The organism is Halomonas alkalisoli, assembly GCF_021412585.1.
GTDB classification, from domain to species: Bacteria; Pseudomonadota; Gammaproteobacteria; order Pseudomonadales; family Halomonadaceae; genus Halomonas; species Halomonas alkalisoli.
The window spans coordinates 183,118-207,748 of sequence record NZ_JAKCMI010000027.1 but is presented as its reverse complement, the minus strand read 5'-3'; the positions used below and the strand labels follow the sequence as shown (position 1 = coordinate 207,748).

The window sequence follows — 24,631 nt, the reverse complement described above, 5'->3', positions numbered from 1 at the left end:
GGGCCAGGCCTGGCGCGCTGCCCGCTTGTTTCTGTCAGGAGATGCCGTGTCTACCCTTCCCCCTCTTGCCGGTCTCGAGACCGCCCACCTCGACTGGGCGACCAACGAGGACGGCGAAGCCGGCCCGCTGTCGACCCGGTTTGGCGACGTCTATTTTTCCCGCCACGACGGCCGTGCGGAAACCGAGCACGTCTTCCTCGCCGGCAACGACCTGCCCCGCCGCTTCGCCGGCTGGCCCGCCGGCAGGCCCTTCGTCATCGGCGAGACGGGCTTCGGTACCGGACTCAACATGCTCTGCGCCTGGGCCTGCTTCGATGCCCACGCCCCGGCCGAAGCACGGCTGCACCTGGTGTCCACCGAGCGCTACCCGCTGAGCCGTGACGAACTGGGACGGGCGCTGGCCGCCTGGCCGGACCTGGCCGGACGCACCGAGCGCTTGATTCGCCAATGGCCCGAGCCGGTGGCCGGTGTACATCGGCTATGGCTCGACGAGCGGGTCACGCTGGACCTGCACTTCGGTGACGCTGCCGAGCGCCTGGCGCTTCTCGAGGGCCGGATAGACGCCTGGTTCCTGGACGGCTTCGCCCCGTCGAAGAACCCCGAGATGTGGCGCCCCGAGCTGTTCGCCGCCATGGCGGCACGCTCCCGGCCCGGGGCGACCTTCGCCACCTTCACCTGTGCCGGTGTCGTCAAGCGCGGGCTGGCCGAGGTCGGCTTCGCCTGGCGCAAGGTGCCGGGCATCGGGCGCAAGCGGGAAATGCTGGCCGGCGAGATCGCCTCGCCGCCCGTCGACACCCGCCGGGAGCCTGCCCCCTGGTTCACTCCCCCGCCGCCACGCCCGACGCGCCACGTGGCGGTGATCGGTGCCGGTATCGCCGGCGCCAGTACCGCCGCCGCCCTGGCTCGGCGTGGCATCGCGGTCACGCTGATCGACCGCTTCGACCGGGCCGAGCTGGGCACCACTCACCTGCAGGGGGCGCTCTACGTCAAGCTCGCCGTGGAGACCAACCTGCAGAGTCGTACTTACCTGGCCGGCCTGCTCCACAGCCGGCGCTGGCTGGCCAATCTCGACCCGCAGCAGGCGCTGTGGCAGCCCAGTGGCGTGCTGCAGCTGGCCCTGAGCGAGAAGGAGCAGGCGCGCCAGGCACGCTTCCTGGACAACCACCCCTTGCCGGAGAGCGTGGTGCGCGGGCTCGATGCCGAGGCGGCCAGCACCGCCGCAGGCATCAGGATCGACACACCTGCGCTGGACTACCCCGGTGCCGCCTGGGTCAAGCCGCTGGAACTGTGTGTGAAGCTGGCCAGGACGCCCGGCATCGGCTTTCGCCGCGGCGAGGTTACGGAGCTGGTGGGGGATGAGGCGGGCTGGACGCTGACCCTGGCCGGCGGCGAGCGCATCGAGGCCGACCAGGTGGTGGTCGCCACCGCCAGCGAGGCTGCCAGGTTCGACCAGTCATCGGCGCTGCCGCTGCAGCCGGTACGCGGCCAGGTCAGCCAGCTGGCGCTGCCCGAAGGGGCCCCTGCGCTGGGCCGCGTGGTGTGCGCCGGCGGCTATGTGCCACCGGCGGCGGATGGGGTGCTCAACTTCGGCGCCACCTTCGGGCCCGGCGATACCGACCCGGCAGAGCGCGAGGCCGACCACGCCGCCAACCTGGCGGAGCTGGAGCGGGGCCTGCCCCACTTCGTGGCGGCGCTACGCGAGGCCGGTGCCGACCTGTCGCCCGAGCGGCTCACCGGCCGCGTGGGCGTGCGGGCGGCAAGCCCCGACAAGTCGCCCTACTGCGGCCCGGTGCCCGATGCCGCCGCCTGGCGCGAGGACTACGCCACCCTGGCCAAGGATGCCACTCGGGTGCCGGACACTCCCGGGCGCCACCACCAGGGGCTGTGGATCAGCGCCGCCCACGGCTCCCGCGGCCTGGCCAGCGCGCCGCTGTGTGCCGAGCTGATCGCCTCGCGGATCTGCGACGAGCCGCTGCCGCTGGAATGGCCGCTGGTGGATCACCTGCATCCGGGTCGCCGCGTCATCCGCGACCTTATCCAGGGCAAGCTGGCGCCGTGACAGAGCTGCAGGCTACGAGACCACGGCTCAGTTCGGCGTCATATCCCGGAGCCGGCTGACGCTGGCGAAGTGCGGTGCCGGGCGTCCCAGGTGATAGCCCTGGCCGAAGTCGATGCCCAGCTCCACCACGGCGGCCAGCACCTCCTCGTCTTCGATGAATTCGGCGATGGTGCTGACCCCCAGGCTCTGAGCCAGGGTCACGATACTCTTGACGAAGGCCATGTACTTCTCGTCGCTGAGCATATTGCGAATGAACTCCCCTTCGATCTTGATCACATCGATGGGGAACTGCTTGAGGTAGCGGAACGAGGAGTAGCCCGAACCGAAATCGTCGATGGCGAAGTTGAAGCCCTCGAGTTTCAGGTCGAGTACGAACTTCTCCAGCAGCTTGAGGTTGCTGACGGTCTCGCGCTCGGTCAGCTCGAAGACGATGCGCTCCGGCAAGATATCGTAGTCGATGGCCAACTGGTGGATATGGCCGATGAACTCGCCGATGATCAGTGACTTGGGCGATAGATTGATGAACAGCATGCCCTGGTATCCCTGCTTATGGATCTGGGCGAAGGCCTTCTCGATCAGCAGATAATCCATCTTGTGGATGACGCCGATGCTTTCGGCGATATCGATGAACTCGCCAGCCGGCACGATACTGTCACCGACCTGTATCCGCATCAGCAATTCGTGGATGTTCACCTCGCCGGTACGTACGTCGGCAATGGGCTGGAAGTAGGGCACGATGCGCTCCTCTTCCAGTGCGCTGAGCACCATCTGGTTCTTCTCCCCCACCTCGCGGAAGACAGCCGCCACCTCCTCGCTATCCGGCAGGGCGATGCAGTTCTTCCCCTTACGCTTGGCCTTGTACATCATGTTGTCGGCCATCAGGAAGAGGTCATGGGGATTGCTTGCATGGTTCGGATAGGTAGCGATGCCGATCGAGGTGGTGGCCCTCACTGTTGACCCATCGGGGGCGGTCAGTACCTGGCTGGTCAGGCTGTCGGCGATCCGTAGCCCCACGGAATACGCCTGCTGCTGCTCGGTCTCGGGCAAGATGATGGTGAACTCGTCGCCGCCGTAGCGCGCCAGGAAGTCACCGGGACGCACCGATGCCATCAACGTGTCGGCGACGGCCCGCAAGAACTGGTCGCCGAAAGCATGGCCATGCCGGTCGTTGACGTGCTTGAAGTTGTCGAGATCGAGCATCAACAGGCTGAAACGGTCCTGATGCCGGGTTGAGCGGCCCACCTCGTAGCTCAGCATGTCCTTGAAGATGCGCTGATTGTGCAGCTGGGTAAGCGGGTCGCGGGTGGCGTAGAACTCCAGATCCTGAGTGTACTTGTAGATCGCCTTGACCGAGCCGACCAGATTGAGCAGCGTCGACAGGATGCCGTCGATGACGATGTGGCGGATCGGGTCCTGTGCCAGGTCGGACTGCACGCCAATACCCACGATGCCACCGATCTTGGGTGCCTCCAGTAACAGCGACTTGGTCTGCAGCCGAATGTCCTCGGCAGTGAGTTCCGCCGCCAAGGAAACACCTTCACCACAGGGGTGAACGGTATGGTGAATCACTTTGAGCACCGTGGCCCCCACGCCGTGGGGCTTGGCTTCCACCAGCTGTGTGAGAATCCGTTCGAAGGTCTCGCGGGTTTCCGCCACGACTTCGTGATACCAGAAGACCTCCAGTTCGTAGCCCTCCTCCTCCACCTGGAATATCGTCACCAGGGTGTGGGCCGGCATGATGGTATTGATCTCCGACAGCAGCTCCTTGATGAACTCGCGCCAGTCGCGCACTACTTCAGAAGTGATGATGAACTTGCTGAGTAGGCGAATCTCGAACTCGAGGATGTCCTTGTCCACGGCCACGTCCTTGAGCCGCCCAACCAGGGCGTTGACGTGCTGGTAGGCACTGTTGAGTTCGTGGAAGTGGACATCGATATCACTGATGTCTAGCTGGCGGAAGTCCTCCACCGAGTTGACCGCCGCCAGGCGCGAGCGGAAGGTATCCAGAGAGCCACGGATGCGACCGGCGAAGAGCGTCGAGATAGCCACCGCCAGCAGCAGGATCAACAGGGAGGCGACAATGAACATCGCCACGTAGTTCTGGCGCATCTCACGACTGATCGGGGCCATGTCGTGCTGGATGTCGATGATGCCCAGTACGTCGCCGCTGGCGGCGTTCTGGTGACAGGTCAGGCAGTCGGAGCGGGCGATCAGCGGCATGATACGCCGCACCGTGCCATCCTCCCGCCACACTCGCTCGCCGCCCGATGCCAGCGCAGAAAGAATGACGATATCCATGTCGGGCTGCTCGACCTCGCCATAACGCTCCGCGACCCGGTCGCCACGATAGAATTCGAAGCGATAGCCGGAGCCCTCATGGGCACTCCGGGTCTCCTCGATGAAGGCTTCCATCTGCTCCCGACTCCAGCCCTGGCGCATGACCTGCAGCATGGCATTGAAGCTCTGTCGAGCAAGGGTCTCGGAGGTCTGCTCGGCCTGACGGGCCAGGATATCCTCGTAAAGCAACGTGACGACCAGGGTCACCCCCAGGAAGACCGCCAGCGAGGCCGACAGGATGGCCATCAGCACGAACCCCTTGAGGGTCCTCAGGGAGGTGAGAAACGATCGAGCCATGGTCAGCATTGCAAACCCATCCTTCGAGACAGGAGCCAGCAAACCACTACCCTAGTTGAGAGATTTCGGCTGAAGTACCAGAAATATCATCACGAGTGTTGAGAATATTAATCAAATGATTCAGATCAAATCTTCGTTACATTTCTCTCCGGTCGAGACTGAACAAAGGTCGCAAAGCATCACCCCTCCTCTTCGTCATCCGCCAGGTCGCGGCCGAAGGCGCGCCACTGGGCCAGGGTCATCACTTCGGTGGTTTCGGTCTGCAAGTCGTGGGCGATCAGCAGGTCGCCCCGCTCCAGCTGCTTCCTGAGCTCGCCGACCCAGCCGCGCATGCCCTCGCCGGTGTCGGTGGTGTCGTAGCCCTGCCGGGTGACGAAGGTCTCTAACAGAGCCTCCAGGGTCTCGGGCGGCAGCATGCGATAAGGCACCTCGATGAAGCGGCCGTCGTTCATTGCTCTGTCTCCCTGCCACTCTCCCAGGCTTCGAGGCGTTCCAGGAAGCCTTCCTCGTCGAGTACCGGCACCCCCATCTGTTCCGCCTTGGCGAGCTTGCTGCCGGCGCCGGGGCCCGCCACCACGCCGGCGGTCTTCTTCGAGACGCTGCCGGCCACCTTGGCGCCGAGCGCCTGGAGGCGCTCCTTGCCCTCGTCGCGGGTCATGCTCTCCAGGGTGCCGGTGAGTACCCAGGTCTGGCCGGCCAGGGGCTGGGGGCGCTCGCCGATCTCCTCCTCTTTCCAGGCCAGGCCCAGGGCCCGCAGTTCGTCGATGGTGTCGCGATTGTGGGGCTGCCGGAAGAAGGTGTGCACGTGGGCGGCGACCACCGGCCCCACGTCCTCGACGGCTTCCAGGTCGGCGACCTCGGCCCCCATCAGGGCATCCAGGGTGCCGAAGTGGCGCGCCAGGTTGGCGGCGGTGGCCTCGCCCACCTCGCGAATGCCCAGGGCGAAGACAAAGCGGGCCAGCGTCGTCTGCTTGGCCTTGTCCAGGGCCGCCACCAGGTTGTCGGAGGACTTCTGCGCCATGCGCGGCAGTGAGGCCAGGCGCTCGGCGTCGAGCCGGAACAGGTCGGCGGGGGTCTTGACCCAGTCCCGCTCCACCAGCGCCTCGATCAGCTTCTCGCCGAGCCCGTCGATATCGAGCGCCCGCCGCGAGGCGAAGTGCTTCAGCGCCTCCTTGCGCTGGGCGCCACAGTAGAGCCCCCCGGAACAGCGGGCCACCACCTCGCCCTCGAGGCGCTCGACCTCGGAGTCGCACACCGGGCAGCGTTCGGGGAAGACGATTTCCCGGGCATCGGCCGGACGCAGCGAGGTTTCTACCCGCACCACCTGGGGAATGACGTCGCCGGCACGGCGAATCGTGACGGTGTCGCCGATCATCACCCCGAGCCGGGCGATCTCGTCGGCGTTGTGCAGGCTGGCATTGGAGACGGTGACCCCTGCCACGGTGACCGGCTCGAGCCGGGCCACCGGGGTGATCGCCCCGGTGCGGCCGACCTGGAACTCCACGTCGTTGAGGGTCGTGGTCTCCTCCTGGGCGGGGAACTTGAAGGCGATGGCCCAGCGCGGCGCCCGGGCAACGAAGCCCAGCTCGCGCTGCAGGCGCAGGTCGTCGACCTTGATCACCACGCCGTCGATATCGTAGCCGAGCCGGTCGCGCCGCTCGCCCAGTCGGCGGCAGTAGTCGATCAGCCCCTGGCTGCCGGTGACCACTTCAAGGGCGGCGCTGGTGCGCAGCCCCAGGTCGCCCAGCCGAGCCATCAGCTCGCTGTGGGTGGCATCACCCGGGTCGGGCTCGAAGCGGGCCGCCTGGTAGGCGCTGAACTCCAGCGGGCGCGAGGCCGTTATCCTGGGGTCGAGCTGGCGCAGGCTGCCCGCGGCGGCGTTGCGCGGGTTGGCGAACACCTTGCCGTCCTCTTCACGGGCCTTGGCGTTGAGCGCCTCGAAGCCCTCGTGGCTCATGATCACCTCGCCACGCACTTCCAGCAGATCGGGCAGCGCCTTGCCACGCAGCTTCAGCGGTATCGAACGCAGGGTACGCAGGTTGGAGGTAATGCCCTCGCCGGTGCGGCCGTCGCCGCGAGTCGCACCGCTGACCAGCACGCCCTGCTCGTAGACCAGGGACACCGCCGCGCCGTCCAGCTTGGGCTCGCAGCAGAAGGCGATGGTTTCGCCATCGATTTCCAGCCGGTCGGCCACGCGCTTGACGAAGGCGGTGATCTCATCCTCGTTCAAGGCATTGTCGAGGGAGAGCATCGGGACCGCGTGCTGGACCTCGGGGAAGCCGGCATCGGGCGGTGCCCCGACCCGCTGGGTCGGCGAGTCGGGTGTCACAAGGTCGGGATACTCAGCCTCGATTTCCTGGAGCCGACGCAGCCGACGGTCGTAGTCGGCGTCGGTCATGCGCGGCTCGTCGAGCACGTAGTAGCGGTAGTTGGCGTCGTCGAGTTCGGCGCGCAACGTGGCGACTTCATCGAGGGTCTTCTGTTCGGGCTGGCTCATGCGTCTCGGTGTCTCGAAGAGGATTTCTTGCCGCCCGGAACACGACAACCCCGTGATCGCTCACGGGGTTGTCGTCAGGTACGGCATGGCACTCGGTCAGGAATCAGTTCACCTGGTAGCGATTGAGGCGGTTGCGGCGCTCGAACTCCTGCACGCGCTGGCGGGCGAACTCCACGGTCTGGGCGGTCATCACGCTGTGATTCTCGTCCTTCAGCTCGCCACCCAGGTTGCGCACGATCACCATGGCGGTTTCCACCATCGCTTCGAAGGCTGCCGCCGTATCCAGCGCGCCGGGCAGTGGCATCAGCAGGGTGACGCCAGGCGTGCGGAACTCGTCCATGGCCTCGATGGGGAAGGTCCCTGGCTTGATCACGTTGACCATGGAGAATTGCAGTTCGCTCTCCGGGTCCTCGGTCTCGAAGCGATGGAAGATACCCATCTCGCTGCTGTAGCGCAGGCCGCAGGCCAGCATCAGATCCAGCAGCGCCTCGCCGGAGAAGCCCTGCTCGTCACGGGAAAGCACGCTGATGACGATGACCTCGTCGGAATGGCTGAGGGTCTCCCGGGCGCGCTCGGCATTGACGTCGTGCCGCAGCGCCTTGGCCAGTGTCGGGTGGGCCCGCACTACGTCGTCGTCAATCAGGTCGTCATCGTACATCGCGACGTCCGGCTCGGCGGCAGAGGCGTGCTCGGCAGCGGACGGCATCGGCTCGTCGTAGGCGGGATCATCCCGATCCGCCACCGGTTGCCGCGTGCGTGGCGGAGCGAACAGCGGATCGTCGTCGTCGGCCATCTCGATGACCTGGGCCTCGAGGCGGCGGCGCTCGGCATCCCTGGCGGCCTTCTCGGCCTCGGCCTCACGGCGGCGCTGGGCATCCCGGGCGGCCTTCTCGGCACGCGCCTGCTCACGGCGTGCCTTTTCCTTCCGCTTCGCTTCACGCCGCTTGGCCAGACGCTGCTGCACGGAAACGCCGAAGCGCTGGACCGAATGGCCCATGCGCCGCGACCCGCTCTTGAGCGAGTCGGTCATGCCCTCCAGATCGACGAGGCGATAGCGCTCGTCGTCGTCATGCAGTTCTTCGTGGTCCTGGGGATCGGCGGCCAGCGGCTCGGCAGCCATGGCGGCGGGCGGCTCGGCATCGTCCAGAGCCGAGAGCGTCGGCTCGCGACGGGGGACATCCGCTTTGGCATCGTCAGGGCGCTGTGACGTCGGGCTGGCCGTGGCGTCGACGGGGGCTTCCTGTCGCGCTTGCACCGTCGGTGGCACGCTGGGCGCTTCGCGCCCGGCAACCGAAGGCTCGCTGCTCGATGAAGCCGTCTCGTGATCACGCCCGCGCGTAGATGCGGCATCAGCGACGACATCATCGCGACGCGGCTCGCTGGACGCAGCCGACGCTTTCGGGGCACCTGTCGCTTCGAGCGATGGCTCGTTAAATGATGGCGCTTCAACCGATGGCTTTTCAAGCGACGGCTCTTCCATCGATGGTTGGGCCCGCACGGCATGGCGTGCCTGGGTGTCGTCACGCGGTGGCGACGACGCCCCTGGCGGCGGACCCGCTCCGGGTGTGTGCCTCGCGGCCTTCAGGCCGGACAGCACCCGTGAAGGACCAGGATGTTCCTGGCGCTTCAATTTGGGCTTGGGTTTGCTCTGCCCCTGGGCATAACTGGCAGGGCTGATGACACGCGCCCCACCGTTGGGCAGTTCCCAGTTTGTGTCAGCCTCGGACGATGCTGTTGCGTCATCGCTACCGTGGTTGTTGTTTTCCCCTACCTGGTCCAGGCGGGGCACTCGGCGCTGGCGTTTCAGGCGACGTACCCCATCAACAACGATGAGAGTCACCAGTGCCAGCCCCAGAATGATCAGCCATTCTCTAAGTTCCATGGGTCGTCTTGCCTATCACTAGGGCGCCATGCCGGATGGATGTCCGTCAACAGCATAGCGCGATTGCCTGAAAAAGGGCCACTTTTTTTATTTGTCAAGCCCCGGCATTCTCGCTTGAGAGTCCAATCGACCCTGCGCCTTTCCCTGTCATTTCACACTTCGATAGTGCGATCTGACCATGATGACTATTCTGTAACCGCTCTGTTATCGCGTGTCTATAACACTTGCCAGCCACGTCAGGCCTCGGCTAGCGCGGCGGCCTCTTCGACCCCTACCGCAACCAGGCGTGATACACCAGGCTCCTGCATGGTAACACCCATCAACCTTTCCGCCGCCTCCATGGCGATCTTGTTGTGGGTAATATAGATGAACTGCACCGAATCCGACATGTCCTTCACCAGTTTGGCATAGCGACCCACGTTCGCGTCATCCAATGGCGCATCCACCTCGTCGAGCATGCAGAAAGGCGCCGGATTGAGCTGGAAGATGGCGAAGACCAGCGACAGGGCAGTCAGTGCCTTTTCGCCCCCCGAGAGCAGGTGAATGGTGCTGTTCTTCTTGCCGGGAGGACGTGCCATGATCGCCACCCCGGTATCCAGCAAATCATCCCCGGTGAGCGTCAACCATGCGGTTCCACCGCCGAAGACTCGGGGGAAAAGCGTCTGCAGGCCCTGATTGACCCGCTCGAAGGTGTCACGAAAACGGGTGCGGGTTTCCTGGTCAATCCGTCGAATCGCCTTCTCCAGAGTCTCCAGCGCCTCGTTCAACTCGGCCTGCTGGGCCTCCAGGTAGTCGCGACGCTCGGCCTGCTGGTCGTACTCCTCGATGGCGGCAAGGTTGATCGCACCCAGCCGGCGAACCCGCTCGGCGACCTCCTCCAGCCGGGTCTGCCAGGCGGATTCCGTCGCCTCGGGGTCCAGCGACTCCAGTAGGACCGCAGTATCATGACCGAGTTCAGCCAGCTGCTCGTCCTGGGTTTCGGCCTTGAGCGCCAGCGCCTGGACCTGCATGCGTGACTCCTGCAGGCGCTCGCGAATGCCTTCCAGGCTGCGCTCGTGGCCCTGCCGGGCCTGCTCGTCCTCACGCAGCCGTTCGGCCAGCTCGGCGGCACGGCCACGCACCTCATTGAGCGCCCGCTCGTCGCCTTCGCGCCGATGCAGCAGATCGTCGAGCCGCTCGCGCTGCTCCTCGTCGGGCTCGCGCAGCTGTTCCAGCGCTTCGCTCAGTTCGCCACAGCGGGTCGCAAGACGCTGGCGGGCGTCGCCGGCGCGCCCCTGCTGCTCCGCCAGGCCCGCCCGCTCGGTGCTCAACCGCTGGTACTCCAGCGCCAGCTGCTGGGCGCGCTCGTTCAGCGGGCGCTGGCGGGCACGCAGCGAGGCGAGCCGCTCACGACTCTGGCTGCGCTCCCGCTCCAGCCGCTCGCGCTGCTCGGCGCCCTCCTCGAGCCTCGCCATGGCCTGCTGCCACTGCTCACGGGCCTCCTCGATCGCCAGCCGCGTCTCTTCGCCGGTCTCGCGCAGTCGCTCGACCTCCTCGACCAGTTCGGCGGCCCGGCCCTGCAGGTGCTCGAGCCGGCTGGCCAGGCCGCTATCCTGCACCGCCAGCTGTTGATGTTCCGCGGCCAGGCGGCGTTCGTCGTGACGCACGCCCTCGAGGGCGCCTTCGGCCTGCTCAGCCCGCTCGCGCTCGACGGCCAGCTCGGCGTCCTGAGCGACCAGGCGGGTCTCGACGCCGTCGAGCTCGGCGGCCACCTCGTCCCGGCGCCGCCGGCTGACCAGCAGCGCATCGGGGCCCGCGCCCTGGCCACGGTGGCGTATCCAGTCACTGCCCAGCCATAGCCCCTGTGGCGTGATCAGGCTCTCCCCTGCGGCCAGGCCTTCGCGCTCCTCCCAGGCCTGGGCATCGCTTTCGACGCAGCGAATCGCCCCCAGCCAGGCCGACGCGGCACCGGCGCCGCGCACCCGGGCCGCCAGGCTGTGGGACGGCGGCTCGCCAGCGGTATCGGGGGAGAGCGCTCCCAGTTCGGCGGGCGGCGCATCGCTTGCGGCCTGAAAGGAGCCGGGGGTGGCCAGCCGCGCCTTGAGCCACGGCGCCAACACCCAGGAGACACTGGCCTCCCAGCCATGGTCGACCTCCAGGGACTCCCCCAGCCGGGGGGCGTCGCCCAGGCCGTGGTCGGCCAGGTGGGACGCCAGCGCTTCGTCCGGATCGGTCAGGGCGGCCTGGATCAGCGCTTCCAGCGAGGCGAGCTCACCCTGGAGCGCACTGCGCCGGGCGCGCTGTTCCTCGCGTCGCTGCTCCAGCTCGGCGGCGGCGGCCCGCGCCGTGTCGCGCTGCTCCTGCAGCTGCTCGCGCCGTGCCTCGGCGCTCTCCTGCTCCAGCCGGAACTCGGCCAGACGCTCCTGGAGCTCGCCCCGCCGAGCCTGCAGCTCGGACAGGTCCGGCAGCTCCTGCTGCTGCTGGCGGCGGCGCTGCTCGTCGGCATCCAGCCGTGCCAGCCGCTCTTCCAGTTCGCGCAGGCGGTCCTGCGCGCGCTCGGCCTCGCGGCTGGCTTCGCGCCAGCCCTCGCTGAAGGCCTCGTAGGCGAGCTCGGCCTCCTCGGCACCGGGCTCCGCCTCTTCCAGCATCGCCTCCAGCTCGGCCAGCTGTTCGGCGACTTCCTCCTGTTCGGGGCCCAGGCGCTCGAGCCGCTCGTCGAGCCCTGCCAGCCGCGCCTGGTCGTCTTCGCCCAGCCGGTCCAGCTCGGCCAGCTCGCGATGGGCGCTCTCCAGGTCGCGCCCCAGCTGGGCTTCCCGGCTGCGTGCGTGCTCCAGGTTCTGCTCCAGCCGGGCGATGGCGCCGGTGGTCTCGAAGAAGCGCGCCTGGCTCGCTTCCAGCTCCTCGGCCAGGCGGTCGTGGCCGGCACGGGCCTCCTCGAGGCGGGTCTCGCACTGCCGCATGCCGAGGATCTCGCGCTCCACGGCGGTTTCCAGCTCGCGGACGCGGCTCTCCTCCTCACCCTGGCGGGCACGCAAGGCGCGGCCACGCAGCAGCGCCAGCTCGCCCTTGAGCCGGTGCTCCTGTTCCTTGAGGGTCTGGTAGCGCCGCGCCGCCTCGGCCTGGCGCCGCAGGCGTTCGAGCTGCTTGTCGAGCTCCTCGCGGATGTCATCCAGGCGCTCGAGATTCTCCCGGGTGCGCCGCATGCGGTTCTCGGTCTCCCGGCGACGCTCCTTGTACTTGGAGATACCGGCCGCTTCCTCGAGGGTGGCACGCAGCTCCTCGGGGCGTGCCTCGATCAGCCGCGAGATCATGCCCTGGCCGATGATGGCGTAGGAGCGCGGGCCGAGGCCGGTTCCCAGGAAGAGGTCGGCGATGTCGCGGCGACGACACTTCTGGCCGTTGAAGAAGTAGGCGGACTGGCCGTCGCGAGAGACCAGACGCTTGACGGCGATCTCGGCGTACTGGGCGTAGATGCCGCCCATGGTGCCGTCGCGGTTGTCGAACAGCAGTTCGATGGCGGCCTGCCCCACCGGCTTGCGACCGGTGGAGCCGTTGAAGATGACGTCGGTCATCGATTCGCCGCGCAGGGTCTTGGCCGAGGATTCGCCCATGACCCAGCGCACGGCATCGATGATGTTCGACTTGCCGCAGCCGTTGGGGCCCACGATGGCGGTCATGTTGCCATCGAAGGGCACCGTGACCGGATCGACGAAGGACTTGAACCCGCTCAGGCGGATCGAGGTCAGTCGCATCCCGGCTACTCGACGAGGCGGTCGATGACGACCTCCACGGGTGCGTCGTCGACGCTGCCCACGGCAACGCCATCGAGGTCGCCGAACATGTCACCCGGTGCCGGCGTGGCGTCGCCACTGGAGGTGACGCGGACCAGCAGCCTGGCCTCGCTCACCTGGGAGAGGCTCGCTTCGTCGGACATGGCATGCCGGTCGTCGAGCACCAGGCTCGTGGGCAGGTCGCCAAGCGTGACCCGGGCCACGGCCAGCGGGGGCAGTTCGCCCTCCATGTCCCGGGCGATGATGAACACCCGGGTGTCGTCATCGAGCATGCCCTCGAGGCTCTCGTCCAGGCGAACGCTCACATGGATTCCCGGCCCCTGGGCGATGGGCTCCTGCTCTTCCGATGCGACGCCCATGCGCTGCTGGGCGATGCGAATGCCTTCCCGCAGGGCTTCCGAGGAGCTGGAGTCGGACATGCCGGCAATGGCACGCCGCCAGCGATCGATGGCCAGCTCGTAATCGCCGCCATCGAAGGCCTGGACGCCGAGCATGCCGAGGATAGTGGGCTCGCGGGGGTCACGCTCCAGGGTCTCGTCCACCAGCGCCTGCACTTCGTCGGTGACGCTGCGGTTGGCCATGAAGAACTTGAGCTGGGCCTTCTGCGCCAGCAGCGATGGCTGCCGCCCCTCGAGTTCAATCAGGTTCTCCAGCGCATTCAGCGCCGCGGTGCCCTGGCCGGAATCGCGGTAGATGGGGTAGAGGGAGGCCCAGACATTGGGGTTGTTCGGCTGGCGTTCCGCCTGCTGCTCCAGCCGCTCCACCAGCGTCGGCAGGGAGTCGCTCTCCTGGTAGGCCTCGTAGATCGCCAGGTCGCCTTCGGCGCCGTGTTGCAGGTACCAGGCCACCGATCCGATCACCACGGCCACCGCCACCAGCGGGACGACGAAGCGGCCGGAAGCGGGCGAGTGCAGCGGAGGACGTTTCAGGGCTTCGGTATCCTCGAGCAGGCTGCGATCGAGCTCCAAGCGATCCTCCTCGAAGCGGGCCTGGTCGATATCGCCCCGCTCCAGCGCCGCCTCCAGCGATGCCAGGCGGCGGCGATAGATCGCCACGTTCTGTTCCGCGGACTTGTCATTCTCCTCGAAGCTCACCTGAGCATCGTGCACCAGGCGCGCCCGGCGCAGGGGGGCCACCAGCAGCCACAGCGCGGGCAGCAGGAGAATGGCAAAGGCAAGCCACAACAGACTCATGGGGTTCTCCCGCGGTTGATCAGGGCGTCGAGACGCGCGCGCTCTTCGTCGCTCAGGGCGCGGGCCGAGGCGTTGCGCCGCGCGCGCACCACCAGCACCACCAGGATGCCGCCCAGCACCACCAGCGCGGCCGGCAGCCCCCACAGCAGGTAGGTGCGGCCTTCCAGGCGCGGGTTGTAGAGCACGTAGTTGCCGAAGCGCTCGACCATGTGGTCGCGGATCTCCATGTCTGCCCTGCCGTCCTGCAGCATGAAGTAGACCCGGTCACGCATGTCCCGGGAGACCGGGGCGTCGGAGTCGTTGATGGCCTGGTTTTCGCAGGTCGGGCAGCGCAGCGAGGCGGTCAGGCTACGGTAGCGCTGCTCCATGACCGGGTCGTCGAATTCGCGCATCTCAATGGCAGCAGCCTGTACCAAACCGGCTACCAGCAACAGCACGAGGCTAGCGAGGGTCAGTCGAATCACTGCCATTTTGCCACCTCCGGCAGGATGTGTTTGCGGATGTCTTCCGGCGAGATATAGCCGGTATGGTGATAGCGGATGATGCCGTCGCGATCCACCAGGAAGGTCTCAGGCGCCCCGTAGACGCCGAGCTCGAAGCTCAGGTCGCCCTCCGGGTCGAAGATATTGACTTCGAAGGGGTCGCCGAAGTCCTGCAGGAAGCCCATGCCCTTCTCGCGGGTGTCCTTGTAGCTGATACCCACCAGGCGGATGCCGCGGTCGGCCAGGTCGAGCAGCTGGGGCATCTCGCGCTTGCACTCCGGGCACCACTCGCCCCAGACGTTGACCAGGGTGACCTGGCCGAGGAACAGCGACTCATCCACCCGCTGCTCCGAGTCCTTCAGGGTTTCCTTGTCGAAGGCCGGAAAGTCCCGAGCCATCAGCGCGGAATCGCGGTGGAAGGGGTTGAGCGACAGCCCCTGGTAGAGAAACACCGACAGCGCCAGGAAGCCGATCAGCGGCAACAGCAGTATCAGGCGACGCGTCATGCCGTGGCCTCCTTCGACGCCGCGGGCCCCGGTGCCATTTCCGGATCCTCCGACGTGGCCAGGCGCCGGTAGCGGCGGTCGGCCACCGCCAGCAGGCCGCCGCCGGCCATCAGCAGTGCCCCCAGCCATAGCCAGCGCACGAAGGGCTTGTACTGCACGCGCATGGCCCAGCTGTTGTCGCCGAGGTCCTCACCCATGGCCACGTAGAGGTCGCGGAACAGGCCGGGACGCAGGGCGACCTGGGTCATGGGCATGCCGCGGGCGATGTAGAGCCGCTTCTCGGGGGTCATGGTGAAGCTGCGGCTGCTGCCATCACGCTGGACCTCGATCACCGCCCGGTCGGCCAGGAAGTTCGGGCCGCGACGGCTGGTGAGTTCGGTCATGGTGAAGGTGTAGCCCGCGACCTGGGCGCTGTCGCCAATGCTCATGCGCACGTTGCGCTCGATGTTGTAGTTGGAGACCACCGCTACGCCGATGATGGTCACCGCCACGCCGAGGTGGCCCAGCTGCATGCCCCAGTAGGCCAGCGACAGCTTCTTGAGCCCGGCGATGCGCGTCGGTGCATGGCGGGTCTTCTCATAGATGTCCCGGAACATCGGCAGCACGATCCACATGGCGGTCACCAGGCCGATGGCGACCCAGGCGTTCCACTCCTGGCCAAAGATGAAGGGCATGGTGACGCCGATGGCCAGCGCCGCGACACCGGCGAGCCAGAGCCGCTTGACCAGCGAGCGGACCTCGGTCTGCTTCCAGCGTGCGATGGGGCCGAGCCCCATGAAGATGCACATGATCACGGTGAGCGGCACGAACAGGGCGTTGAAGTACGGGGGGCCCACGCTGATCTTGCCCAGGTTGAGGGCGTCGAGCAGCAGCGGATAGACGGTACCCATCAGCACGGTGACGGTGATGATCACCAGCATGATGTTGTTGATCAGCAGCAGGGCGTCACGAGAAAGCCAGTTGAAGCTGGTCTTGTGGCTGACCCGCGGGGCGCGGAGGGCGAAGATCAGCAGCGACAGCCCCACGGTGATACCCAGCAACACCAGGATGAAGAAGCCGCGGGACGGGTCGTTGGCGAAGGCGTGTACCGAGGTCAGCACGCCGGAACGCACCAGGAAGGTGCCCAGCAGCGACAGCGAGAAGGTGGTGATCGCCAGTAGCAGCGTCCAGCTCTTGAAGGAGCCGCGCTTCTCGGTCACCGCCAGGGAGTGCATCAGGGCGGTGCCCGTCAGCCAGGGCAGCAGCGAGGCGTTCTCCACCGGGTCCCAGAACCACCAGCCGCCCCAGCCCAGCTCGTAGTAGGCCCACCAGCTGCCCAGGGCGATGCCCACGGTCAGGAAGGCCCAGGCCAGGTTGGTCCAGGGGCGCGCCCAGCGGGCCCAGGCGGCATCGAGCCGACCGCCCAGCAGCGCGGCGATGGCAAAGGCGAAGACCACCGAGAAGCCGACATAGCCCATGTAGAGCATCGGCGGATGCAGGATCAGGCCGATGTCCTGCAGCAGCGGATTGAGGTCGGCGCCATCCTGCGGCACGTTGGGCAGCAGCCGCTCGAAGGGGTTGGAGGTGATCAGGATGAACAGCAGGAAGCCGACGCAGACCGCGCCGAGCACGCCGACGACCCGGGCCACCATCTCACGGGGCAGCTCACGGGAGTAGCGGGCGGCAAAGAAGCCCCAGCCGGCCAGCATCAGGCTCCACAGCAGTACCGAGCCCTCATGGTTGCCCCAGACGGCACTGAACTTGTAGTACCAGGGCAGCATGGAGTTGGAGTTGTTGGCCACGTTGGCCACGCTGAAGTCGTCCAGCATGTAACTCGCCGTGAGAGCGGCATAGGCGATTGCCACGAACAGGAACTGTCCGCTTGCCATGGGGCGGGCATAGGCCATCAGCAGCGGCCGGCGCAGCGCCGCGCCGGCCAATGGCATCGCCGTCTGGGCCACCGCCAGCAACAGGGCGATGACCAGGGCGAAATGGCCGATTTCGGGAATCATCTGGATCGACATGGTTACTCCGGATCAGTACTGGCTCTGGCTCTGGCTTTGATTCTGGCTCTCGCCTTCGCCTGACTCCCGCGCCTCGACACGCTCGGCCACCTTGGCGGCCTTGGTCTGAAAGTCGGCGGGAGAGTAGCCGGCCGCTTCCAGCGCGTCGGCGACCTCGGGTGGCATGTAGTTCTCGTCGTGGCGCGCCAGCACCTGGTCGGCACGGAACATGCCATCCTGCTTCAACTGACCGACGACGACCACGCCCTGCCCCTCGCGAAACAGGTCGGGCAGGATACCACTGTAGGAGACGCGCAGATCCTCGACATAGTCGGTGACCGTGAACTCCACGTCCAGGCTATCCGGATTCCTCGACACGCTGCCCTCCCTGACCATGCCGCCGGCACGGATCTGGCGTTCATAGGGCGCATCACCGGCCGCGATCTCGATCGGGCTGAAGAAGAGATTGATATTGGCCCGAAGGGCATAGAGCGTCAGGCCCACGGCGATCGCCGCGAGCGACACCAGCCCCAGAACCACGAACAGCTTCTGCTTACGTTTAGGCGTCATTGGTGCTACCACCCCTGCTAGTTTGAATCGGTTGCGCCTCGGCGGAACGACCAGCCAGGCGACTTTCGCGGCGAACGCGACGCTTGAGCTGACGCAGCAGCTGGCGGCGCTCGGCGCGAGCATGTATCACGCTTCCCAGGAGCAGCACCGCGGTGACACCCCAGGCTGCCCAGACATAGGGGGCATGGCCGCCCATGGCGAAGAGTTCCGAAAGACTGTCGAAGAACATCACGGCGCCTCCTCGGCCAGTTCGCGGACCCAGCGCTTGTTGGCTTCCCGGCGCAGTATCTCGCTGCGGGTGCGCGTCAGCGTCAGGGCGATGAAGAAGCTGTAGAAGCCCAGCACCATGATCAGCAGCGGCAGCCACATCTCCAGGGGCATGGCGGCGCGGCCGGTGATGGTGAAGGTGGCCGGCTGGTGCAAGGTGTACCACCAGTCGACCGAATACTTGATGATCGGGATGTTGATGACCCCCACCATGGCCAGCACGGATGCCGCGCGGGACGCGCTGTCGCGACTGGTGAAGGCGCCACGCAGGGCGATCACGCCCAGGTAGAGAAACAGCAGGATCAGCATCGAGGTGAGGCGCGCATCCCACATCCACCAGGTTCCCCAGGTGGGCATGCCCCAGACGGCACCGGAGAACAGCGCGATGAAGGTCATGGCGGCACCCAGCGGCGCCATCATCGCCGCTGCCATATCGCAGATCTTGATCTTCCAGACCATGAAGACAACCGCCGAGATGGCCATGGACACGAAGATCGACTGCGCCAGGAAGGCGGCCGGCACATGGACGTAGATGATGCGAAAGCTGTTGCCCTGCTGGTAGTCCGCCGGGGCGAAGGCGAGCCCCCAGACCGTGCCGACAACGATGAGGATCAGCGCCGCGGCCCAGAACCAGGGCTGCAGCCTGGCGCTGATGGTGTAGAACCACTTGGGAGAACGCAACTTGTTAATGAAAGCCCACATGCCAGGTCACCCTCTCAACCGTTGATACTGATGCGCAGCGATGCCGCGATTGCCAGGGGCGCAAGAATCAGCGCGAGCGCCAGCAGCGCGCCGAGAATCGCCAGATGCGCCATGACACCGTCGCCGAAGATGGCGGCCTGCACGGCTCCGGCACCGAAGATCAGCACCGGGATATAAAGGGGAAGCACCAGCAGCGACAGCAGTACACCGCCGCGGGACAATCCCACCGTCAGCGCCGCTCCGATGGCACCAATCAGGCTGAGGCTGGCACTGCCCAGTGCCAGTGAAATCGCCAACACGCCATAGCTACCCGCGGGCAGCGCCAGCATGATCCCCAGCAGCGGCGCCATCAGCGCCAGGGGCAGGCCGGTCAGCAGCCAGTGCACGGTTACCTTGGCCAGGGCCAGCACGGCCAGCGGCTGCGGTGTCAGCAGCAGTTGCTCGAGCGAACCGTCGTCGTAATCGGCCCGGAACAGGCTGTCCAGCGACAGCAGCGCCGCGAGCAGCGCCGCCACCCACAGCAGGCCCGGGGCGATGGCCGCCAGCAGCTGCGGGTCGGGCGAGATACCGATCGGGAACAGGGTGATCACGATGGCGAAGAACACCAGCGGATTCATCACCTCGCTGCGTCGCCGCAGCAGGAGCACCAGATCGCGCTTGAGCGTTGCCCAGAATGCGACAGCCAAGCCGCCGCCAGGTTCCCCGTGAAAGGTCACCGGGGCCTCCTCGCTCAGCAAGCCTTCAGTTCCCGGCATCGAGACCTCCCCCGCCAAGGCGGATACGGCGCAGCTCGGCACAGGGCGTCAGCTCGTGGTGAGTGGTCACCAGCACGCAGCCGCCCCGCCGCGCATGGGCGAACAGTCGCTGCTCCAGTGCCGCAACGCCGTCGCGGTCGATGGCGGTGAAGGGCTCGTCCAGTACCCACAGCGGGCGTGGCGTCAGCACCAGGCGGGCCAGCGCCACCCGGCGCTGCTGCCCGGCGGAGAGCTGGCCCGCCGGAAGGTCCTCGAAACCGGCCAGGCCGACATCCTCCAGTGCCGCATAGCGGGATGCCTCATCCTGCGACTGGCCCGCCATGGCCTGATACCAGGTGAGGTTTTCCAGCGGCGTCAGCGCCGCCTTGATCCCCGGCGCATGGCCCATATAGAGCAGGTTGGACAGGAAGGCATCCCGCGCCTCACGCATGGGCCGCTCGTCCCAGAAGAGCTCGCCTTCGTAGTCGGCCAGCTGGCCGGACAGGATCTTCAACAGGGTCGTCTTGCCGCTGCCGTTGGGCCCTTCCACCCGCACGATCTCGCCGGCGCGGATGTCCAGGTCCAGGCCCCGGAACAGCCAACGGTCATCACGCTCACATGCGAGGTTTTGCGCTTGCAGACGCAGGCTCAACGGCACTCTCCAGGAATGGTAAATACGCTGGAAATGCTACACTGAATGGCCTTTTGCTACTAGTAATCCGCCTGCGTCACGACGCCACTCTTGCCGCAGGTCAAGGCTTGTCCCGGACCAGGGAACTTGCCTGTGAGGCATCGCCTGCTATGATGCTTGATACCTGTACATTTCCACAGGGTCGATCAGAGGGGGAAACGCCACATGCCACAGGCTTCCACGCACTATCTGCACCGACGTCCCAACCTGCCCATGGCCGAGGCCTGGATCCGCATCGAAGGCGACGACCTGGTCGAGGTCCCGCTGCTGGGCGACGTCTCGGCCGGCATGCCCATCGAGGCCTGCCCCACCATCGGTGCCGTACACGCCCCTTCCTGCATGGTACGCCGCAATACCTATGCCCTGCGCGTGCGCGGCGACTCCATGATCGACTGCAATATCTTCGACGGCGACGTGATCATCATCGAGCGCCAGGAGAGTGCCGAGAACGGCGAAACCGCCGTGGTGCTGATCAATCAGCAGGAGGTCACCCTGAAGAAGCTCTATATCGAGAAGAGCGGGGTCCGCCTGCAGCCGGCCAACGAGAGCATGCCCCCCATCTACCTGAAGAACAGCGACATCCAGGTGCTGGGCATGGTGATGGGCGTGGTGCGCCAGCACGAGCTCACCCACTGATGCGCTACCCGGTCCCCGACCTGCCTGCCGGCACCCGGCGGGAATCCGAGACCGAGGTCGAGAAGAGCCGCTTCATCACCTGGATCTGCCATGCGCCGGACGTGGCCAGCTTCACCGCCCTGCTTGCCGAGGCCCGCAGGGTCCACCCCAATGCCAGCCACCACTGCAGCGCCTTTATCGCCGGCGCGCCGGGCGAGCAGAATGCCATCGGCTTTTCCGACGATGGCGAACCCGGCGGCACCGCCGGTCGCCCGATGTTTCAGGTCCTCGACGGTGCCGGCCTGGGCCAGGTCGGCTGCGTGGTGACACGCTACTTCGGCGGCACCAAGCTCGGCACCGGCGGCCTGGCCCGTGCCTATTCACAGGCGGTGAGCCAGGCGCTGGCCGAGTTGCCCCTGCACCAGGTCACCGAACGCACCCCGTTGCGGCTCAAGGTCGGTTTCGCCGGCGAAGCCGAGGCCCGCACCTGGCTCGAGAGCCTGGCGGTTCCCGTAACCGCCGCAGAGTACGCCGCCGATGGCGTCATACTCACCGTCGGCTGGCCCCGGGACACCGCTATCGACCTCGGGCCGCTCGAAGCCCGGCTGCGAGGCAATCTCGCCCTGGTCGATACCTGAGCGTGGTCGACCCCTGAGCGCTGGCCGGTCCCTTCAGGTCACACCGTTCAGCGCCACCGCCGGACATGGTCGTTCATCAGTAGCGTGCCGCTTACTTTCTCGCAATAATCTAATCCCTTTAAAATAACCATGTATTGGATGGAAAAGATCATATGAAGGAGAGAGCAACCTCCCGAGCCAGAACCGACCGAAGCTTGGCACTGTCATGACATCCTCTCCCGACAAGGTCCCGTTCAGCGCCCTGTTCTGGGCCTTCACCCGCATCGGCCTGCTCGGCTTCGGCGGCGGTCCTGCGATGATACCCCTGGTACAGCAGGAAGTGGTCAAACGGCATGCCTGGCTGAACGACGAGGAATTCGCCGACGTGCTGGCCATCGGCAACACCCTACCCGGCCCCATCGCGACCAAGATGCCCGGCTACATCGGCTATCGGGTAGCCGGCGCAACCGGCTGTGCGATCGCCGTGACCGCCGTCATCCTGCCCATGGTCGTGGCGATGATCGCGCTACTGGCCCTTTTCAGCAGCTATCGCCACGTGGCCTGGATCCACGGCATGGGCCAGGCCGTCGTCCCCGTGGTCATGGTCATGATGGGCCAGCTGACCCTGGACTTCTGGAACAAGTCGCGCCTGGCCCTGGGCTGGGCGGTGAGCCTGGCCATGGCGGTGGTCGCCGGGGCCCTGATCTACCTGCTGGGGGTCCATCCCGGCTGGGTGATCGGCGGCATCCTGGCGGCGGCGCTGCTGCGACCGACATCCCGGCGGAGGGCCGCGTGATGCTGGTCTATTGGGAGCTGTTCCTGGCCTTCTTCATCCCCAACATCATCGGCTACGGCGGCGGGCCGGCGATCATTCCGCTGATCGAAGCGGAGGTGGTCGGCCGCTACGGCTGGATGAGCCCCCAGGAGTTTGCCGAGACCCTGGCGCTGGGCAATGCCCTGCCAAGCCCCATCGCCACCAAGATGGCCGGCTATGTGGGCTATGACGTGGCGGGTATCGGCGGCGCCCTGGTCGCCATATTCGCCACGGTGGTGCCTTCGCTGCTGCTGATGCTGGGTGCCCTGGGGCTGCTTTATCGTCACCGCGACTCTCCCCGCGTCAAGCGCATGAGCCAGTGGGTACGGCCGGTGATCGCGATGATGATGGCCTGGCTGACCTGGAGCTTCTTCAGCGAGGGCCTCAACAGCGCGGGCCTGCTGCACACCGTCCTCATCGGCGTGGCTGCCGCCGTCGCCCTGCTGCACTTCCGGACTCACCCGGCCTTCGTGGTCCTGGCTGCACTCGTCTACGGAGGCCTCTTCCTCAGTTGACACACCCGACAACAACCCCCGAAGCGGGAGCACGCGCTCACCCCGTTGCTGCCTCGCCAGGCGCGAGCGGCAGCTACCACACCACCAACAATATAAAGGTGTTCCATCATGACGCGTACGAAACTGACCCATACCTTCGCCACCATCGGCGGGTCCAAGCCGTAAAGGAGCCTCCTCAATGCAGCACGACGCGCGTTTCTATCCGAGCCCTTCGCGGCGCATGGCCACCTTCGGCAGCCGGGGAATGGTCGCCACCTCACAGCCCCTGGGGGCCCAGGCCGGCATGCAGATCCTCCAGCAGGGCGGCAATGCGGTGGACGCCGCCATCGCCGCCGCCGCGGCACTGACCGTAGTGGAGCCCACCTCCAACGGACTCGGCAGCGACGCCTTCGCCATCGTATGGATGGAGGGCAAGCTGCACGGCCTGAACGCCAGCGGTCCAGCCCCCCAGGCGGCCACCATCGAGGCGATGAAGGCGCTCGGCCATGAGCGGGTTCCCGAGTATGGCGTGCTGCCGGTCACCGTGCCGGGCGCGCCAGCTTCCTGGGCGGCCCTCTCCGAGCGCTTCGGCAAGCTGCCCTTCGCCGACCTACTGGCCCCGGCCATCGCCCTGGCGGAAGAGGGCTACCCGGTCTCGCCGATCGTCAACCAGATGTGGGAGGAGGCCCATGACATCTATAGTCGCCACGATGACCCCGCCCTGAAGCCCTGGTTCGAGACCTTCGCCCCGAAGGGCCGGGCCCCGCGCCCCGGCGAGCGCTGGGCCTCCCGGGGCCATGCCGCCACGCTGCGGGCGATCGCCGAGACCCACGGTCGCGCCTTCTATGAAGGGGCGCTGGCCGACAAGATCGACGCCTTCTTCCGCGAGCACGGCGGCCTGCTGCGCAAGGAGGACCTGGCGGCCTTCCAGCCGGAGTGGGTCGAGCCGATCAGCACCCGCTACCGCGGCCATGACATCTGGGAGATACCGCCCAACGGCAGTGGGCTGATCGCCCTGCAGGCGCTGGGCATGCTCGAACGCATGGGCGAGGAGGGTCGTGACCCGGTGGAGACCCTGCATCGGCGCATCGAAGCCACCAAGCTGGGCTATGTCGATGGCCAGCGTTACGTCACCGAGCGCGAGGCCATGGGCCCGAGCGTGGAGCAGCTGCTGGCCGACGACTATCTCGCCGAGCGCGCCGGGCTGATCGGCGAGCAGGCACTCGACCCGAAACACGGCAACCCGATCAAGGGCGGCACCGTCTACCTGGCCACCGCCGATGGCGACGGCAACATGGTTTCGTTCATCCAGAGCAACTACAAGGGCTTCGGCTCGGGCATCGTGGTACCCGGCACCGGCATCAGCCTGCAGAACCGCGGCTGGGGGTTCTCGCTGGATCCCGAGCACCCCAATGCACTGGCGCCCGGCAAGCGCACCTACCACACCATCATTCCCGGCTTCATCACCAAGGATGACCGGGCGGTGGGGCCGTTCGGCGTCATGGGCGGCTACATGCAGCCCCAAGGCCACGTGCAGGTGATCACCGCCATGCTCGATGACCACCTCAACCCCCAGGCGGCGCTGGACATGCCGCGCTGGAAGTGGACCAGGGGCAGGACCGTGGAAGTCGAACCGCACTTCCCCGATCACCTCGCCCAGGCGCTCACGCGACGCGGCCACGATATCGTCAAGATGGCCGACACCCTGAGCTTCGGTCGCGGCCAGGTCATCCTGCGCGACGGCGACAGCGGCGTGCTGTGCGGCGGCACCGAGCCCCGCACCGACAGTGCCGTGCTGGCCTGGTAGCAACTCTGAAGCAACTCTGAAGGAAACGGCGGCACGGTATACCATATGGGATTATAGTAGGCCGTAGCCGCCACCTTCCCGCCCCCTCTCTTCCTCGGGTGGCGATACCTGTCGCCGTCCGCAAATCCTCTTCCCATCCCCCCATCATCCCGCCCAACTCCTGCATGCGACGGCGTTTTCTGCGTCCCGGTACGCACGACGTTCCCCGGGCCTCTCAGAAATTTGACCCAGATCAGAAAAACCCTTGACAGCGCCGGAGGGTTGAAATTATTCTTGCCACATGGCTTTTGGTATACCATGAGCCAAACAGGAAGC

The 24,631-nt window shown here is 66.5% G+C and carries 20 protein-coding genes; 6 read left to right on the top strand and 14 right to left on the bottom strand.

All coding sequences use genetic code 11. The features are described from left to right. Nucleotides 1-46: 46 nt before the first annotated feature. Entirely contained in the window at nucleotides 47-2,059 is a 2,013-nt protein-coding gene (gene mnmC / locus LY622_RS12390) for a bifunctional tRNA (5-methylaminomethyl-2-thiouridine)(34)-methyltransferase MnmC2/FAD-dependent 5-carboxymethylaminomethyl-2-thiouridine(34) oxidoreductase MnmC1 (RefSeq protein WP_234291162.1), read from the top strand. A gap of 27 nt (nucleotides 2,060-2,086) precedes the next feature. Here mnmC and LY622_RS12385 read toward each other — a convergent pair whose 3' ends face one another. The 14 genes from LY622_RS12385 to ccmA all read right to left on the bottom strand — a co-directional run bounded on the left by LY622_RS12385 (nucleotide 2,087) and on the right by ccmA (nucleotide 19,930). Next, nucleotides 2,087-4,702: a putative bifunctional diguanylate cyclase/phosphodiesterase gene (locus tag LY622_RS12385; RefSeq protein ID WP_234291161.1), complete on the bottom strand. Its 2,616-nt coding sequence runs from the start codon at nucleotides 4,700-4,702 to the stop codon at nucleotides 2,087-2,089. A 170-nt stretch (nucleotides 4,703-4,872) separates the two neighbouring features. Then, nucleotides 4,873-5,145, bottom strand: coding sequence for a YheU family protein (locus tag LY622_RS12380; protein WP_234291160.1), 273 nt, complete (start codon nucleotides 5,143-5,145; stop codon nucleotides 4,873-4,875). Beyond that, nucleotides 5,142-7,190 carry an NAD-dependent DNA ligase LigA gene (gene ligA / locus LY622_RS12375; RefSeq protein ID WP_234291159.1) on the bottom strand — a complete coding sequence of 683 codons (2,049 nt, stop codon included), beginning with the start codon at nucleotides 7,188-7,190 and terminating at the stop codon, nucleotides 5,142-5,144. The genes LY622_RS12380 and ligA overlap by 4 nt, the downstream gene beginning before the upstream one ends. A gap of 103 nt (nucleotides 7,191-7,293) precedes the next feature. Continuing rightward, entirely contained in the window at nucleotides 7,294-9,072 is a 1,779-nt protein-coding gene (gene zipA / locus LY622_RS12370) for a cell division protein ZipA (RefSeq protein WP_234291158.1), read from the bottom strand. 236 nt (nucleotides 9,073-9,308) lie between these two features. After that, complete coding sequence (smc, locus tag LY622_RS12365; RefSeq protein ID WP_234291157.1) at nucleotides 9,309-12,803, bottom strand: chromosome segregation protein SMC; 3,495 nt, start codon at nucleotides 12,801-12,803, stop codon at nucleotides 9,309-9,311. Between the two features lie 5 nt (nucleotides 12,804-12,808). After that, nucleotides 12,809-14,035: a c-type cytochrome biogenesis protein CcmI gene (gene ccmI, locus LY622_RS12360; protein WP_234291156.1), complete on the bottom strand. Its 1,227-nt coding sequence runs from the start codon at nucleotides 14,033-14,035 to the stop codon at nucleotides 12,809-12,811. After that, entirely contained in the window at nucleotides 14,032-14,505 is a 474-nt protein-coding gene (locus LY622_RS12355; RefSeq protein ID WP_234291155.1) for a cytochrome c-type biogenesis protein, read from the bottom strand. The genes ccmI and LY622_RS12355 overlap by 4 nt, the downstream gene beginning before the upstream one ends. Then, nucleotides 14,496-15,023 (bottom strand): DsbE family thiol:disulfide interchange protein, encoded by a 528-nt coding sequence (locus LY622_RS12350; protein WP_234291154.1) that lies wholly within the window; start codon nucleotides 15,021-15,023, stop codon nucleotides 14,496-14,498. Before LY622_RS12350 ends, LY622_RS12355 begins: the two co-directional genes overlap by 10 nt. Then, nucleotides 15,020-17,026, bottom strand: coding sequence for a heme lyase CcmF/NrfE family subunit (locus LY622_RS12345; protein ID WP_305038583.1), 2,007 nt, complete (start codon nucleotides 17,024-17,026; stop codon nucleotides 15,020-15,022). The genes LY622_RS12350 and LY622_RS12345 overlap by 4 nt, the downstream gene beginning before the upstream one ends. A gap of 12 nt (nucleotides 17,027-17,038) precedes the next feature. Next, nucleotides 17,039-17,575: a cytochrome c maturation protein CcmE gene (ccmE, locus tag LY622_RS12340; RefSeq protein ID WP_234291153.1), complete on the bottom strand. Its 537-nt coding sequence runs from the start codon at nucleotides 17,573-17,575 to the stop codon at nucleotides 17,039-17,041. Continuing rightward, nucleotides 17,565-17,804, bottom strand: a complete 240-nt coding sequence (ccmD, locus tag LY622_RS12335) for a heme exporter protein CcmD (protein WP_234291152.1) — start codon at nucleotides 17,802-17,804, stop codon at nucleotides 17,565-17,567. The genes ccmE and ccmD overlap by 11 nt, the downstream gene beginning before the upstream one ends. Next, nucleotides 17,804-18,544, bottom strand: a complete 741-nt coding sequence (locus LY622_RS12330) for a heme ABC transporter permease (protein ID WP_234291151.1) — start codon at nucleotides 18,542-18,544, stop codon at nucleotides 17,804-17,806. Before LY622_RS12330 ends, ccmD begins: the two co-directional genes overlap by 1 nt. A gap of 14 nt (nucleotides 18,545-18,558) precedes the next feature. Further along, a complete protein-coding gene (ccmB, locus tag LY622_RS12325) occupies nucleotides 18,559-19,299 on the bottom strand; it encodes a heme exporter protein CcmB (RefSeq protein WP_234291150.1) in 741 nt (246 codons plus the stop codon). Beyond that, the gene (ccmA, locus tag LY622_RS12320) at nucleotides 19,286-19,930 is read right to left on the bottom strand and encodes a cytochrome c biogenesis heme-transporting ATPase CcmA (protein WP_234291149.1); all 645 of its coding nucleotides are present in this window, start codon (nucleotides 19,928-19,930) and stop codon (nucleotides 19,286-19,288) included. Before ccmA ends, ccmB begins: the two co-directional genes overlap by 14 nt. A gap of 204 nt (nucleotides 19,931-20,134) precedes the next feature. Between ccmA and LY622_RS12315 the strand changes: the two genes are divergently transcribed. The 5 genes from LY622_RS12315 (at nucleotide 20,135) to LY622_RS12295 (ending at nucleotide 24,316) form a co-directional block, all read left to right on the top strand. Next, complete coding sequence (locus LY622_RS12315) at nucleotides 20,135-20,605, top strand: LexA family protein (protein ID WP_234278957.1); 471 nt, start codon at nucleotides 20,135-20,137, stop codon at nucleotides 20,603-20,605. Next, nucleotides 20,605-21,222, top strand: coding sequence for an IMPACT family protein (locus LY622_RS12310; protein WP_234291148.1), 618 nt, complete (start codon nucleotides 20,605-20,607; stop codon nucleotides 21,220-21,222). The genes LY622_RS12315 and LY622_RS12310 overlap by 1 nt, the downstream gene beginning before the upstream one ends. A 205-nt stretch (nucleotides 21,223-21,427) precedes the next feature. Then, nucleotides 21,428-21,997, top strand: a complete 570-nt coding sequence (locus tag LY622_RS12305; RefSeq protein ID WP_234291147.1) for a chromate transporter — start codon at nucleotides 21,428-21,430, stop codon at nucleotides 21,995-21,997. 2 nt (nucleotides 21,998-21,999) lie between these two features. Continuing rightward, entirely contained in the window at nucleotides 22,000-22,530 is a 531-nt protein-coding gene (locus LY622_RS12300) for a chromate transporter (RefSeq protein ID WP_234291196.1), read from the top strand. A gap of 178 nt (nucleotides 22,531-22,708) precedes the next feature. After that, nucleotides 22,709-24,316, top strand: coding sequence for a gamma-glutamyltransferase family protein (locus tag LY622_RS12295; RefSeq protein ID WP_234291146.1), 1,608 nt, complete (start codon nucleotides 22,709-22,711; stop codon nucleotides 24,314-24,316). Nucleotides 24,317-24,631: the final 315 nt, after the last annotated feature.